Origin of the sequence: Micromonospora sp. CPCC 205561 (assembly GCF_036906775.1) — a bacterium.
Lineage (GTDB): Bacteria > Actinomycetota > Actinomycetes > Mycobacteriales > Micromonosporaceae > Micromonospora.
The window spans coordinates 12,050-25,449 of sequence record NZ_JBAKHV010000019.1; the positions used below are offsets into that span (position 1 = coordinate 12,050).

Annotated in this window: 9 protein-coding genes, 3 tRNA genes and 2 pseudogenes; 9 read left to right on the forward strand and 5 right to left on the reverse strand. The window is 76.5% G+C overall.

Annotated features, from left to right (window positions below):
* Positions 1-16 precede the first annotated feature (16 nt).
* Positions 17-256 carry a DUF6458 family protein gene (locus tag V6V16_RS12685; RefSeq protein WP_334562204.1) on the forward strand — a complete coding sequence of 80 codons (240 nt, stop codon included), beginning with the start codon at positions 17-19 and terminating at the stop codon, positions 254-256.
* 187 nt (positions 257-443) lie between these two features.
* Complete coding sequence (locus V6V16_RS12690) at positions 444-2,156, forward strand: helix-turn-helix domain-containing protein (RefSeq protein WP_334562205.1); 1,713 nt, start codon at positions 444-446, stop codon at positions 2,154-2,156.
* A 457-nt stretch (positions 2,157-2,613) separates the two neighbouring features.
* Here V6V16_RS12690 and V6V16_RS12695 read toward each other — a convergent pair.
* The 3 genes from V6V16_RS12695 to V6V16_RS12705 form a co-directional block, all read right to left on the reverse strand.
* Positions 2,614-2,688, reverse strand: a tRNA-Val gene (locus V6V16_RS12695).
* Between the two features lie 13 nt (positions 2,689-2,701).
* A tRNA-Cys gene (locus V6V16_RS12700) sits at positions 2,702-2,772 on the reverse strand.
* 34 nt (positions 2,773-2,806) lie between these two features.
* Positions 2,807-2,879, reverse strand: a tRNA-Gly gene (locus V6V16_RS12705).
* A gap of 334 nt (positions 2,880-3,213) precedes the next feature.
* Between V6V16_RS12705 and V6V16_RS12710 the strand changes: the two genes are divergently transcribed.
* Together V6V16_RS12710 and V6V16_RS12715 are read left to right on the forward strand one after the other, a co-directional pair.
* A complete protein-coding gene (locus tag V6V16_RS12710) occupies positions 3,214-3,816 on the forward strand; it encodes a TetR/AcrR family transcriptional regulator (RefSeq protein WP_334562206.1) in 603 nt (200 codons plus the stop codon).
* A gap of 102 nt (positions 3,817-3,918) precedes the next feature.
* Positions 3,919-4,494, forward strand: a complete 576-nt coding sequence (locus tag V6V16_RS12715; protein WP_334562207.1) for a TIGR03086 family metal-binding protein — start codon at positions 3,919-3,921, stop codon at positions 4,492-4,494.
* A 49-nt stretch (positions 4,495-4,543) separates the two neighbouring features.
* Here the strand turns inward: V6V16_RS12715 and V6V16_RS12720 are convergent.
* A pseudogene (locus V6V16_RS12720) lies at positions 4,544-5,014 on the reverse strand (fatty acid desaturase); the annotation flags it as partial.
* Positions 5,015-5,375: 361 nt separating this feature from the next.
* Here V6V16_RS12720 and V6V16_RS12725 point away from each other — a divergent pair.
* On the forward strand, positions 5,376-8,306 hold the full coding sequence (locus tag V6V16_RS12725) for a M36 family metallopeptidase (RefSeq protein ID WP_334562208.1): 2,931 nt from the start codon (positions 5,376-5,378) through the stop codon (positions 8,304-8,306).
* Positions 8,307-8,460: 154 nt separating this feature from the next.
* On the opposite strand, the gene V6V16_RS12730 is transcribed toward V6V16_RS12725, so the two are convergent.
* Positions 8,461-9,327 (reverse strand): hypothetical protein, encoded by an 867-nt coding sequence (locus tag V6V16_RS12730; protein ID WP_334562209.1) that lies wholly within the window; start codon positions 9,325-9,327, stop codon positions 8,461-8,463.
* A gap of 249 nt (positions 9,328-9,576) precedes the next feature.
* Here V6V16_RS12730 and V6V16_RS12735 point away from each other — a divergent pair, with 249 nt between their 5' ends.
* The 4 genes and pseudogenes from V6V16_RS12735 to V6V16_RS12750 all read left to right on the forward strand — a co-directional run bounded on the left by V6V16_RS12735 (position 9,577) and on the right by V6V16_RS12750 (position 13,385).
* Complete coding sequence (locus V6V16_RS12735) at positions 9,577-10,245, forward strand: class I SAM-dependent methyltransferase (RefSeq protein ID WP_334562210.1); 669 nt, start codon at positions 9,577-9,579, stop codon at positions 10,243-10,245.
* A 1-nt stretch (position 10,246) separates the two neighbouring features.
* Positions 10,247-11,412 (forward strand): annotated as a pseudogene (locus V6V16_RS12740) (cytochrome P450); the annotation flags it as partial.
* 291 nt (positions 11,413-11,703) lie between these two features.
* Positions 11,704-12,636: an ABC transporter ATP-binding protein gene (locus V6V16_RS12745; protein ID WP_334562211.1), complete on the forward strand. Its 933-nt coding sequence runs from the start codon at positions 11,704-11,706 to the stop codon at positions 12,634-12,636.
* Positions 12,633-13,385 carry an ABC transporter permease subunit gene (locus tag V6V16_RS12750; protein WP_334562212.1) on the forward strand — a complete coding sequence of 251 codons (753 nt, stop codon included), beginning with the start codon at positions 12,633-12,635 and terminating at the stop codon, positions 13,383-13,385. Before V6V16_RS12745 ends, V6V16_RS12750 begins: the two co-directional genes overlap by 4 nt.
* Positions 13,386-13,400: the final 15 nt, after the last annotated feature.

The following is a 13,400-nucleotide window of genomic DNA, read 5'->3' on the forward strand; positions in this document are numbered from 1 at the left end:
GACCAAGGAGGCTGTCGTGGGTATCGGCACCAGCATCTTCCTGATCGCGCTCGGCGCGATCCTCACCTTCGCGCTCGATGCGAACCTCGGCGGCATCAACCTGGACGTCGTCGGCTGGATCCTGATGGCGGCCGGTGTGCTCGGCCTCATCATGACCACGCTCATCTGGGGGCGCCGCCGCCAGGTGGTCAGCACGACCGAGCCGGTGGAGTACCGCCGGGTCGAGGAGCGACGGGACGTCGCCCCGCCGCTCTGACACCGGTCCACGCGGCCGCCGGAGCTGAACGGTCGCGAACCGCACCGTCGACGTGCCGGTCGCCCTCCTCGGGTGACCGGCACGTCCCGTCCCGGCAGCCCGTACGACCGGTCCGAAGCCCGCCGCCGGGTCATGCCTCGACCGGCTCGGTGGCGACCGCCGTCACCGGGTAATAGCGTCTGCTGCCATGCGGACGGAGCCGGACAGGTCGCGGACGCGCGGACGGACACCGTCGCGCTCCCGCCCCGAGCGCGCCGAGGCCGTCGTCGCGATGACCCGGCTCGCCGCCGGCCCCGACCCCGTACCGGCCGTCCTCGGCGAGCTGGCCCGCCGGTCCGCCGCCACCGTCGCCCTGATCGGCGCCGACGGCACGGTCCTGAGCGTCCGGGCAGGTCGACACCCACTCGCGGCGGCCGTGCTGACCGCCGCCGCCCGCGCCGTACCCGAGTTGCACGCGCGCGGCACCCCCGCGGCCGTGCGGGGCGGCGACGGAGCGCCCACCGTCCACCTCGTCGCCCTCCGTGCCGGGGATCCCGGGGACGGCGCGGACTGCGATCCCGACGGCGGGACGGACCCGCCACCGTGGCTCGCGGCCGTCGACCCCGTGGACCCGGTCCCGGGCGACCTGCTCGCCGACGCCGCGCGCCTGCTCGCCCTCTGCTGGCGGCTGGACCGCTCCGAGCGTGCCCGGCGCCGGGTGGCCGCCGGCGACGGCCGCGGCCGGGAGGCGGTGCTGCACCTGCTCATGGTCGGTGACGTGGCGCCGGCCCGGCGGGTCGCCGCGGCGTTGCGCCCCCAACTGCCGGACGTGGCCCGGGTGTGCGTCGTGGAGTGCGCCCCCGGCCGACGTGGCGAGGCGGCCGGGCGGGTGACCCGCGCGCTGGGCGGACGCGCCTGGGTGGTGCCCTGCCCCGTGCGCTCCCGGCACCTCATCGCGCTGGTTCCGCAGCACGGCGGAGCGCCGGGCGCCCGCGGCTCCGACCCGGACGCGGCGGACCGGCTGATCAGTCAGCGGGTGCCGGACACCCGGGTAGGGGTGAGCGAGCCGGTCCCGCTGCACCGCACCGCCGTCGGCTACGAGCAGGCGTTCCACGCGCTCGCGGTGGCCCGGAGCCGGCCGGAGGGGCACTGCCGCTTCGACCGCCCGGCGGACCTGCGGTCCGCACTGGGCCCGGCCGGGGGCGACTGGGCCTCGACGCTGCTGGCACCGTGCCTGTCGTACCGGCCCGGCCGACGCACCGACCCCGACGGGCAGGAACTGCTGGCCACGCTCGGCTCGTGGCTCGCCTTCGACGGCGCGGCCCACCGCCACCTGCGGATCCACCGCAACACCCTGGCCGCCCGGCTGGCCCTGCTGCGCGACCGCCTCGCCCTCGACCTGTCCCGGGTCTCCGACCAGTCGGTCGCGTGGCTGGCCCTGCGACTGCTCGGCCCGACCGCACCCGGCGACGGCGGCGGTGGCGGTGGCGGGCGCGACGGCGTCCCGGCCGGGACGGTCGGCGGCGGCGCTCCCGCCGACCCGGACGGAGAACCCGGGGGTGGGGCGCGCGGGGCGTCCGGCGGCGGGCCGCGCGGCGGGGCTGCCGGCGGCGAGGAGGACGTCCGCTGGAACGGCCTGGACCGGCTGCTGGCCGCCCCGAACCTGCGCCTCTGGGCGTACGACCAGGTCGCGCCCCTGGGCGCCGACGAAACGGCCGTGGGCCTGGCGACGGTACGCGCCTGGCTCCGCGCCGACGGCCGGCTCCCCGGCACCGCCGCCGCGCTCGGGATCTCGGTGTCCGCCGTACGCAAGCGGCTGGGCCGGGCCGAGCAGGCCCTGGGACGCTCCCTGCTACGCGGGCCGAGCGCCCGGCACGAGCTGTGGCTGGCGCTGCGGGTCCTCGACTCCCGGCCGGACTGAGGGGCCTCGCTCCGGGCCGGGCCGAGGACGGCAGCGAGCCGGACGGCGGGCCGGAGTGGCTGTGCAGCCCGGCACCCTCGACGCCCTCGCTGTGCGGATCGCTCCTCGCCTTCCCCCGCAGGGGCTTCCTACCGTGGGGATGCGGCCGGTACGGGGACGCCGGCCGTCCACCGACCTACGTCCGGACGCGCGGCACGGGGGAGCACGTCCGACCAGTCGCTCCGGGGGGGAGGTGCGTCCGCCCCGTCCGCGCCGACGGCCGTGGACGGGGCGGTCGCCGCCGGCGCGAGGGGGCACCCTCCCCCGCCGGTGGCCTCGGGCTCTTCCCGCCGGCGTCCGTGACCTGCACCAGCACCGAGTCGCCGGAGCGCAGCGCCTGCTCGTCACCGCCGCGCGGGCTCGACGTGGGGCGGGATACGACGAGGGCCCGCCACCGGATGGTGACGGGCCCTCGTGCTGGTGGGCGATACTGGGTTTGAACCAGTGACCTCTTCCGTGTCAAGGAAGCGCGCTCCCACTGCGCCAATCGCCCTCGCTTGTTACCGAGGTGGGGACGGGATTTGAACCCGCGTACACGGCTTTGCAGGCCGTTGCCTCGCCTCTCGGCCACCCCACCGAGGTTGCCCCCGTCATGCGTGGCGGCAGCTCCGAGCGGACGACGGGATTCGAACCCGCGACCCTCACCTTGGCAAGGTGATGCGCTACCAGCTGCGCTACGTCCGCTTGTCTCCGGCGTTAACCGGTGACGGGTGAGAACTTTAGCCGAGTGGGCGAGCGGTTGCCAAATCGGGGCCGTTGCGCGGCGCGTCCGGCGGCGGCCGGATCGGGAGGACAGGCGGCCGGATCCGGACGACACCGGAGAGGATCGGGTGCCGGCCCACCACGCGCGAGGCTTCCTAGGAGGATGGGGAACTTCCCCCGGGGCTTCTTCTTCATCCGGTGGGCGGCGGGTCCGGCGGCGCCGGTTCCGGAACTGTCCGGCTTCCGACTGTCCCGGGCACGGGCGGAGCGTGATCCGTAACTGCTCGTGTTCGTCCCGATGGGCTACCGTAACGGCGTGACGAGACGTGCGGCCGAAATCCGCCTGGATGCCCTGCTCCGCACGGCCTGTGACGTGATCGTGGAACGCGGGCTGGCCAACACCCGCACGGCCGACGTGGCACAGGCCGCCGGGGTGAGCCAGGCCCTGGTCTTCTACCACTTCGCCACCAAGGACCGGCTGCTCGCGCAGGCCTTCGCGTACGCGGTGGAGCAGGACCTGGCCCGGCTGGACACGGTGATGCGGTCCAACGTCCCGCCGCTGACCAAGCTCCGGCGGATCGTCCGGCTCTACACGCCGGCCGGACGGGCGACCTCCTGGGCGATGTGGATCGACGGCTGGGCCGAGTCGCTGCGCACCCCGGAGCTGGAGAAGGTCTCCCGCCGGCTCGACCTGCGCTGGCGGGAGGACCTGGCCACGGTGATCAGGGACGGCGTCCACGAGGGCACCTTCGAGTGCGCCGACCCTGCCGGGGCCGCGTGGCGGATCAGCGCCGTGATGGACGGCCTCGCGGTGCAGTTCGCGGTGCACGACCGGGTGATCTCCCGCCGGCAGTTCGCCGAGTGGGTCCGCCTGGCCACCGCCCGCGAGCTGGGGCTGGACCCGGACCAGCTCGACTGAGCGGGGCCGCGCCACCGAGGGCGCCGGGCACGGGCGGACCGCCGGCCGCGCGAAGCGGGCAAAACGGCTCGGCGGGCGGGGGCAGCCGGAACAATCGTCGGCATGGACCCGCTGGAGACGTACCGCCGCAGCCTGGCCGAGTTCACCGACCGGGTGGACCAGGTCGGACCCGACCAGTGGGCGGACCCGACCCCCTGCCCGGAGTGGGACGTCCGGGCGCTGGTCAACCACGTGGTGGCCGAGGACCGGTGGAGCGTCGCACTGCTCGCGGGCCGGACCATCGAGGAGGTCGGCGACCGCTACGACGGCGACCTGCTCGGCCCCGACCCGGCCGGCGCGGCGCGGGACGCGGCGGCCCAGGCGGAGCTGGCCTTCACCCGGCCTGCGGCACTGCACCGCACCGTCGCGCTCTCCGCCGGCGAGACCCCCGCCGACGAGTACCTGCACCAGTTGAGCGCGGAGCACCTGATCCACGGCTGGGACCTGGCCGTGGCCATCGGCGCGGACCCCCGGCTGGACACCGACGTGGTCGTCGAGTGTGCCCGGTGGTTCAGTCTGCGGATCGACGAGTACCGGCGGGGCCGGCTGGTCCGCCCGCGGGTCGACGTGCCGGCGCGGGCGGACGAGCAGGACCACCTCGTGGCCGCCTTCGGCCGCGACCCCGACTGGACCCCCTGACCCCGCCCGCGCCCGTACCGTCCGCGCCCCGGGTGCGGAACCGACCGGCCTCCAGCCGCCACGCCGAGCGCAGACTCCCCGAGACGGTACGCGGCAAGAACGGCCAGGAGCTCTCCCCCAGCCGGGCGCTGGCCGGGTCGGCCGGGTTGGCGACGCGGGTGTGGTGGCCCCGGTTGTGCTCGACGTGGAAGTGCCCGTACGCGGCCGGGGCGAGGGCCAGCTTGGACAGCCATCGCTCCGCCCTCTCCCGCTTGTGGCCGAGCTCGTGCGCCGTGTTGACGGCGATGCCGTCCACCACCCCGATCGTGGCGACCAGGCCGGCCGCGCCGAGCACCGTCAGGCCGCCGCGGGCCCAGACGGCGCAGCAGAGCACCAGGGCGGCGTACTGGGCGGGCAGGTAGAGGTAGGTCGGCCAGCGGTAGTAGCCGTCGGCGGCGAGCCGGGGCACCGCCCCGTCGGGCGGGTTCCGCCGGTCCTCGCCGAGCAGGAGGTCGACCACCGGGATCAGCCCGAACACCACGGCGGGCGTCAGCCGCCAGGCCCACGCGTCGCCGGTGGCCCGTCAGGCCGCCCAGCCGACGAAGGGCAGCACCGGGACGAGCAGCGCCAACAGCCAGAACGGCCGGCGGGCGTCCCGCCAGCCCGCCGCACCGGGGTCGAGGGCATGGCCGGCTCCGACCTGTCGTCCCGCCCCGCCTGTGACAGCCGGCAGCGACGCATACAAGGGACTGGATTTGTACAACCTTCGGCGCGTCCGGCCGCCCGGGCGGCGCGGCCCTTGTCCCCGTCGGGGGCGGGCTGATATCCACAGATGCGCATGCGTACCACGCGCTGCGCGGGCCGGCGGAGAGCCGGCCGCCCCGCTCCCACGAGGAGGTCCCGTGGCATCACCGGAGTGGACACCCTGGATGAGCCGGCGCCGACGCCGGCTCGTTCCCGTCCTGGCGGCGACCGCGGTGGCCGCCGCGCTGCTCCCCACGGCCCCCGCCGCTGCCGCCCCCACCGGCGGCGCCCCCACCGAGCGGCGCTCCGGCCCGTTCGCCGAGGGGCAGCACCAGCACGCCGACGTCGACAACCGTCCCGGCTCCGCCGCCCCCGACGCGCGGCAGCGGGGGCTGGCCCGCCGGGCCGACCCGGACGCCCGCTGGAACCGGCTCGGCACCCCGCACGCGCTCGGCCCCGGCGGCACGCCGCTCGCCTCCGGCCTGCCCGCCGAGCCGGAGGCGGCCGCCCGCGCGTACCTGACCGGCCACCACGACCTCTTCGGCCTGGACGCCGCCGCGGTCGACGCGATGGACCGGGTCCTGGTCCGCCCGATCGGCGCCGGCGCGGTCGTCACCCTCCGGCAACGCTTCGGCGGCCTGCCGGCCGGGCACGACGGCCTGGTCACCGTCGCGGTCGCCGGGGGCAAGGTCCTCGCGGTCAGCTCGTCGCTGTCCCGGGACACCGCGGCGCCGGCACCGGCCACCCTCACCGACGAGCAGGCGTACGCGGCCGCGCTCGCCGACGCCGGCCTGGCCGCCGACGCGGTACGCAGCCACACCGTCCGCCCCGTGGCCGTGCCCACCCCGCTCGACGGCCCCCGGGCCGCCTACGAGGTCACCCTGATCGCCGCCGACGCCGACCACCCGGCGGCGTTCGCCACCTACGTCGACGGGATCACCGGCCAGGTGCTCATCCGCGAGGACCTGGTCGACTTCGACTCGGAGAACCCGAGCTGGGCCGTCTTCCCGGCCACCCCGCCGCGCGACCTCGGCCCCGGGCAGGATCCCCGGGTGCGCTGGTGCGGCGACCCCGCGCCGGGCTGCCGGGCGGCCTTGCGCGACCCGGCCACCGGCCAGCCGTGGGACGTCGACGCGGCCACCGGCGCGCCGACCGGCACCGCGCGCGGCAACTCCGCCAACACCGTGCTCTCCTGGGGCGGCGGCACGCCCGCCGTACCGGCCACGCCCAGCCCGGAGCGCCGCTACGAGTACCCGTTCACCGACCGGTGGCACCAGTCCCGCTGCAACCCCGAGGCGTTCACCTCGGCGACGCGCAACGACGGCGACGCCGCGATCGGCAACCTGTTCGCCATGCACAACCGGATGCACGACTGGGCCTGGCACCTGGGCTTCACCGAGGCGACCTGGAACCTCCAGGCGGTCAACCTGACCCCCGAGGGCCTGGGCGGCGACGCCGAGCAGGGCCGCGCCCAGCAGGGCGCGCTCAGCGGCAACCGGAACAACGCCAACCAGGGCACGCCGCGCGACGGCCTGCCGCCCACCACCAACATGTACCTGTGGCAGCCGCAGGCCGGCGGGCCCTACCCGCCCTGCGTCGACGGCGACTACGACATGACGGTGATCGGGCACGAGTACACCCACGCCATCACCAACCGCATGATCGCCGGCCCGGACAGCGGCATCAGCGGGCACCAGGGCGGCTCGATGGGCGAGTCGTGGAGCGACCTGCTCGCCGCCGAGTACCTGTTCCAGCACGGGCTGCGCGCCCCCGGCGAGACGCCCTACGTCACCGGCGGCTACGTCACCGGCAACCTGGTCAGCGGGATCCGCAACCACGACTTCAGCCGCAGCCCGCTGAACTACTCCGACGTCGGCTACAACACCGGCGGGCCCGCCGTGCACGCCGACGGCGAGATCTGGAGCGCCACCAACTTCCGGGTCCGCGCCGCGCTGATGAAGCGGTACGGCGTCGGCACCCCGCAGCGGCAGCTCGACTGCGCGCTCGGCAAGGTGGCGGTGGAGCGGTGCCCGGGCAACCGGCGCTGGTCGCAGCTGGTCTTCGACTCGTTCCTGCTCCAGGCCGCCAGCCAGGTGAGCATGCTCGACATGCGGGACAACATGCTCACCGCCGACCTGCTCCGCTTCGGCGGCGCCAACCAGGACCTGATCTGGGCCGAGTTCGCCCGCTCCGGGATGGGCCGGGACGCCGTCACCGACGGCGCCGCCGACACCGACCCGACGCCGAGCTTCGCCACCCCCGACGCCGACAACGCCGTGCTCACCCTCCGCCCGAAGGGCGACAGCGCCGACGCGCCGATCCGGGTCTACGTCGGGGCGTACGAGGCGCGGGCGGTGCCGGTGGCCGACACCGATCCCGCGACCGCGCTGCCGGACCGGATCGAGCTGGTGCCCGGCACGTACCAGTTGCTCGCCGTCGCGCCCGGCTTCGGTCACCAGCGGCTGACCGTGGTCGCCAAGGCCGGCCGGAAGGGCCACGTCGACCTGCGGATGAGCCGGAACCTGGCGTCCACCGCGTCCGGCGCGACGATCACCGGGGACGGGGTCAACCTGGAGCGGATCGCCGACGACACCGAGGCCACCAACTGGGCCTCCCTGGACGGGGTGGCCGGCAGGCGGGTCACCGTGGCGCTGCCCGGGGACGCGCCGCAGCTCGTACGGCGGGTGAACGTCAGCGCCATGCTGCGCCCGGCGATCGCCGGCGACCCCGACCCGGGCAGCCAGAACGCGCTCAGCGCGCTGCGCTCGTTCGCGGTCTCGGCCTGCAACGCGAAGGTGACCGACTGCGCCGACCCGGCGAACTGGCGGCGGATCCACACCAGTGCGTCCGACGCGTTCCCCGGCGGGGCGTACCGGGCGTACGTGCGGGACGTCAACCTGCGCGAGTTCCGGGTGCGCACCACGCTGGCCACGCACCTGCGGCTGGAGGTGCTGGCCAGCCAGTGCACCGGCGGCCCGGCCTACGCGGGTGAGCAGGACGACGACCCGGCGACGACCACCGACTGCGCGACCGCCAGCCCGGCGCGTACGCAGGTGCGGATCGCCGAGTTCCAGGCGTTCTCGAGGTGACGCCCGTCGGGGTCGGTCGGCGCGCCGGCCGACCCCGACGGACCCCGCCGGTGCGGTACGCCGGCCGCCGGGCCGGCCGGACCGGCGCCAGCGGCCGGGCCCGCTCAGGAGCCGCCTGCCCGCGGCCGGATACCGGTCGGGGTCGGTCGTCCGGTCAGCGGCGGGCGGGCCACCGGCCGGTCGCGGCGGGCCGGTCGCGGCCCCGGGCCGGCCGGGCGTCGTCCTCGGCCGGGCCGCCCGCCCGGGTGAGCTGTCGCAGCCGCAGCAGCAGGCCGAGGCCGAGGGAGAGCAGCAGCCCACCCAGCAGGAACGCGGCCTGCGTCATCCCGAAGACGCCGGAGCGCGCCACCGGGCGCCCGCCGCCGGCCGCCGCGGGCACGGCGTCTGTTCCGGGCTCGTCGGCGGCGGGCGGTTCCCCGGTCGTCGCCGGCCCGCTCTCCCCCGGCGTCGCCGGCCCCGGCTCCGCGTCGACCACCGGCCCGCTCCCGGTGGTGCCGGCGCCCGGCCGCCCGGAGGGGGTGGCTCCGGCGTCCGGCCCCACCACGGAACGGGTCGCCGTCTGCCGGGACAGCAGGCGCAGGTTCGCGTCGTACGCCTCGGCGGCGAGCGTGACGCGCCCCCGGGTGACGTCCCGCGCGAAGGCCAGCCGGTAGCGGGCGGTGACGGTCCGGCCCGGGCAGAGCGTGCCGGGGTCGAGCCGCCGGTCGGTCAGCCGGGCCACGTCCCCGTCGGTGCGGACCTCCAGCGGGAAGGAACCGGCCTCCTCGACCCGGTCCATCCTGACCTGGTCGAGCCGCATCCCGCGCACCCGCAGCACCATCGACCAGCGGACCTTGACGCAGCCGCCGCCGGCACGGGAGACCACGGCGGAGACGGTCTCCACCCGGTCGCCCGCGGTGAACCGCGCCGGCAGGCCGCTCAGCTCGGTGCTGAAGGCCGCCCGGGCGGGCGCGGGAAGCCCCGCCCCGGTCAGGCAGGCGAGCACCATCCCGGCCCGCAGCGCGTACCGCCACACCGTCACCACCGTTCCCGCCTCCCGTCGGCCGCCTCCGCCCGCAACGCTGCCAGCGCCCCCGGCCGGCCGGTAGACGGGCGTGTTCGCACCGGTCGGCAAGCACGGGGCCCACTTTCACCGACGGTGATGAACCGGTCACCCCCGTCCCGCGACAGGCCGGCACCGTGCCCGGTGGTGGCGCGGGCCGGGGGTGACGCGTGCCGACGGCGGCGGCCGGTGGCACGGGCCGGTGCGCCCCGGGGGAGAATCACCGGCGTGTCCGAGCTCTCCGCCGCGTTCGTCCGACTGCACGCCAGCCTCGCGCCGGTCGCCTTCGTGCCCGAGGTGCGGCTGCACCAGGCAGACGACGCCATCGGGCTGTGGGAGTTGACCGAGGGCGAGTTCCGCAGCTCGCAGCCGCCGCCGTTCTGGGCCTTCGCCTGGGCCGGCGGGCAGGCCCTGGCCCGCTACGTCACCGACCACCCGGAGCTGGTCGCGGGCCGCCGGGTGCTCGACCTCGCCGCGGGTTCCGGCCTGGTCGCGATCGCCGCCGCGCGTGCCGGCGCCGCCGCCGTCCGCGCCGTGGAGATCGACGAGCTGGCCGTCGCGGCCGTGGCGGTCAACGCCGAGGCCAACGGGGTACGCGTCGACGCGGAACTCGGCGACATCCTCGACGGCAACACCGCGGGGGCAGAGGTGGTGCTCGCCGGGGACGTGTTCTACAGCCAGGCGATGGCGAACCGGGTGCTGCGCTTCCTGCTCCGGGCCACCCGCTCCGGGGGCCGGGTGCTGGTCGGCGACCCCGGCCGGGCCTTCCTGCCCCGCGAGCGCTTCGACGAGCTGGCCGTCTACGACGTGCCGGTGCCCGAGACGCTGGAGAGCGTACGGGTGAAGCGCACCACGGTGTGGCAGTTGCGGGCGGGGCTGCCGGGGGCCGGCCGCTAGCGTGTCCGCGTGCTGTTCCGCAGCTGGGCGCAGGCCGCCGACCCGCGCTGGCCGGACGTGGCCCGGGTGCCCGACCACGTGGGTGTCGAACACCTGGTCGTGACCCGGCACGCCCTGGTCCGCCAGGTGCTCACCGACACGGCCACCTACCGGCCGGACAACGCGCTCGACGCGGTGACCCCGATCCCGGTGGCCGCGCTGCGGGTGCTGGCCGGGCACCGGTTCCGGCTGCCGCCGACGCTGGCGAACAACTCCGCGGCCAGCCACCCGGCGATCCGGGCGATCGTCGCCGACGCCCTGCACCCGAGCCGCGTCGCCGCGCAGCGGCCCTGGCTGGCCGGGCTGGTCCGGGAGCGCGTGGGCGGGATCCGCGCCGCGTTGGACGCCGGCGAACCGGTGGACCTGCACGCCGAACTCTCCGCCGACCTGCCGCTGCTGGTGCTGGCCCGGCTGGTCGAACTGCCGGACGCGCCGGTCGGCGCGGTGAAGGCGTTCGCCCGCGCGGCCCTGGAGCTGTTCTGGGCGCCGCTGGACGCCGACCGGCAGCGGGCCCTCGCCGGCGAGGTCGGCCGGTTCCACCGGGTACTGCGGGAGTTCGCCGCGACCGGCGGCGGGCTGGCGGGCGCGCTGCGCGCCGCCGGGCACCCGCCCGACGTGGTGGTCGGCGCGCTGTTCTTCCTGCTGGTGGCCGGCCAGGAGACCACCTCGCAGTTCCTCACCCTGCTGCTGCACCGGCTGACCGGCGAGCCGGCCGTGCTCGCCGGCCTGCGGGCCGGCACCGTCGCGGCGAGCGACGTGGTCGAGGAGGGGCTGCGGCTGGAGCCGCCGATCGTCACCTGGCGGCGGGTGGCGGCGGTGGACGCCACGCTGGGCGGGACGCCCGTGCCGGCGGGCGCCAGCGTCGTGCTGTGGCTGGGCCGCGCCGGCCGGGACCCGGCCGCCGTCGACGCGCCCGACGAGTTCCGGCCCGGGCAGCGCGGCTCCCGCCGACACCTGGCCTTCGGGGCCGGCGCGCACCGCTGCGTCGGCGACCAGCTGGCCCGGATGGAGGCGGCCGTGGTGGTCGCCGAGACCGCCGCGCTGCTCGACGGGGTGAGCGTGCTACGCGAACCGTGGTGCCCGGACAACCTCACCTTCCGGATGCCCGACGCCCTCGTCGTGCGCCGGCGCCGGACCGGCACGCCCGCTTCCCGCGCGCCTCGGCGGGACGGCGAAGCGGTGTCCGCGAGCGACGGGGGCGTGATCAGGACGCCATGGACCTGAAAACCGCCGGGTAGCGTCCACCGCGTCCTGATCACCGAGGTCCTCGCGCCGGCCGTCCAGGCGGTGCGGGCGTGTCACGGCAGCGCCACGCTCCGCACGTCCCGGGTGGGGGTCGGAGGGACCCGACGAAAGTCAGTGCCGGGTCGTGCCGTTCGGGCGCGGTGGCGCGGTGGGTCCCGGGCCTAGCGTCAGCGCATGATCACGTTACGTGGGTTGACCAAGCGGTTCGGGGACACGACCGCCGTGGACGGCTTGACCGTCGACATCGGACCCGGCCGGGTCACCGGGTTCCTCGGCCCCAACGGCGCCGGCAAGTCCACCACCATGCGGATGATCCTCGGGCTGGACCGGCCCACGGCAGGCCGGGCGCTGATCGGCGGGCGGGCGTACGGGGAGCTGCGGCGCCCGCTGCACGAGGTCGGGGCGCTGCTCGACGCGCGGGCGATCCACCCCGCCCGCTCGGGCCGGGCGCACCTGCTCGCGATGGCCCGCAGCAACGGGATACCGGACCGCCGGGTGGACGAGGCGCTCGCCGCGGTGGGGCTCGACGACCGCGCGGCGGCCAAGCCGGGGCGCTCCCTCTCCCTCGGCATGGGCCAGCGGCTCGGCATCGCGGGCGCGCTGCTCGGCGACCCGCCGGTGCTGATGTTCGACGAGCCGGTCAACGGCCTCGACCCCGACGGGGTGCGCTGGGTCCGGCAGCTCATGCGGGCGCTGGCCGACGAGGGGCGGACCGTCTTCGTCTCCAGCCACCTGATGAGCGAGATGCAGCTCACCGCCGACCGGCTGGTGGTGATCGGCCGGGGTCGGCTGCTCGCCGACGCCCCGACCGCCGAGGTGGTCGCCGGCAGCGCGGTGGCCGTGCGGGTCCGCAGCCCGCGGCCGGCCGGCCTGGCGACGCTCGCCGAACGGCTCACCGCCGCCGGGGCCGCCGTCGAGGCGGCCGGCCCGACCGAGCTGACCGTCACCGGCGCCACCGCCGACCGGATCGGCGACCTGGCGTACGAGCTGGGGGTGCCGCTGCACGAGCTGAGCCCGCACGGGGCGTCCCTGGAGCGGGCCTTCATGGAACTGACCGCCGACAGCGTCGAGTACGCCGGCGTCCCGACCCGGAACGAGGCACGATGAACACGATCTCCGCCGAGTGGACCAAGGTGTGGTCCGTGCGGTCCACCTGGTGGACGCTGCTGGCCGGGGTGCTGCTGATGGCCGCCACCTCCGGCCAGCTGGCCATCTACGCCGCCAACGCGAACACCAACGACGACCCCGCCGACGACACCGGAATCGTCACCGCGGGCAGCATCGTCATCGGCTCGGTCGAGCTGGCCCAGTACGCCGTGCTCGCGCTCGGCCTGCTCGTGATCACCAGCGAGTTCACCAGCGGCACGATCCGTACGACCCTGCAGTGCACGCCGTCGCGCGGGCGCGTACTGCTGGCGAAGGCCGCGGTGACCGGGGCGGTGACGTTCGCGCTCGGGCTGCTGCTCGGCGCGGTCGGCGCGCTGGTGGCCCGGCCGGTGCTCGGCCGCTGGGGCACCGCGCCGGCGGCCGGCACCGTCGGCGACGTCCTCGCGGTGGCGGCCTACCTGGCGCTGGTCGCCGTCCTGGCCCTCGGGCTCGGCGCCGCGCTGCGCAGCGCGGTGCTCACCCTGATCGTGCTCGTCGCCACCCTGATGATCGTTCCGCTGTCGTTGCAGGAGCCGGACATCGCCGTGCTGAACCGGGTCGCCGACGCCTTCCCGGGGGTCGCCGGGGCGCACTTCCTGGCCGGGGACACCGACCCGTACCCGGCAGCCGTCGGGTTGCTGCTGCTCGCCGGCTGGGCCGCCGCGGCGCTGCTGCTGGGCCGCGCCGCGTTGCGCCGCCGGGACGCCTGACGGCGGGCGGGGCTG

Coding starts and splice junctions, on each gene's coding strand:
- V6V16_RS12690 (WP_334562205.1), top strand. CDS start 444: ATGCGGACGGAGCCGGACAGGTCGCGGACGCGCGGACGGACACCGTCG.
- V6V16_RS12715 (WP_334562207.1), top strand. CDS start 3,919: ATGGACCCGCTGGAGACGTACCGCCGCAGCCTGGCCGAGTTCACCGAC.
- V6V16_RS12745 (WP_334562211.1), top strand. CDS start 11,704: ATGATCACGTTACGTGGGTTGACCAAGCGGTTCGGGGACACGACCGCC.
- V6V16_RS12750 (WP_334562212.1), top strand. CDS start 12,633: ATGAACACGATCTCCGCCGAGTGGACCAAGGTGTGGTCCGTGCGGTCC.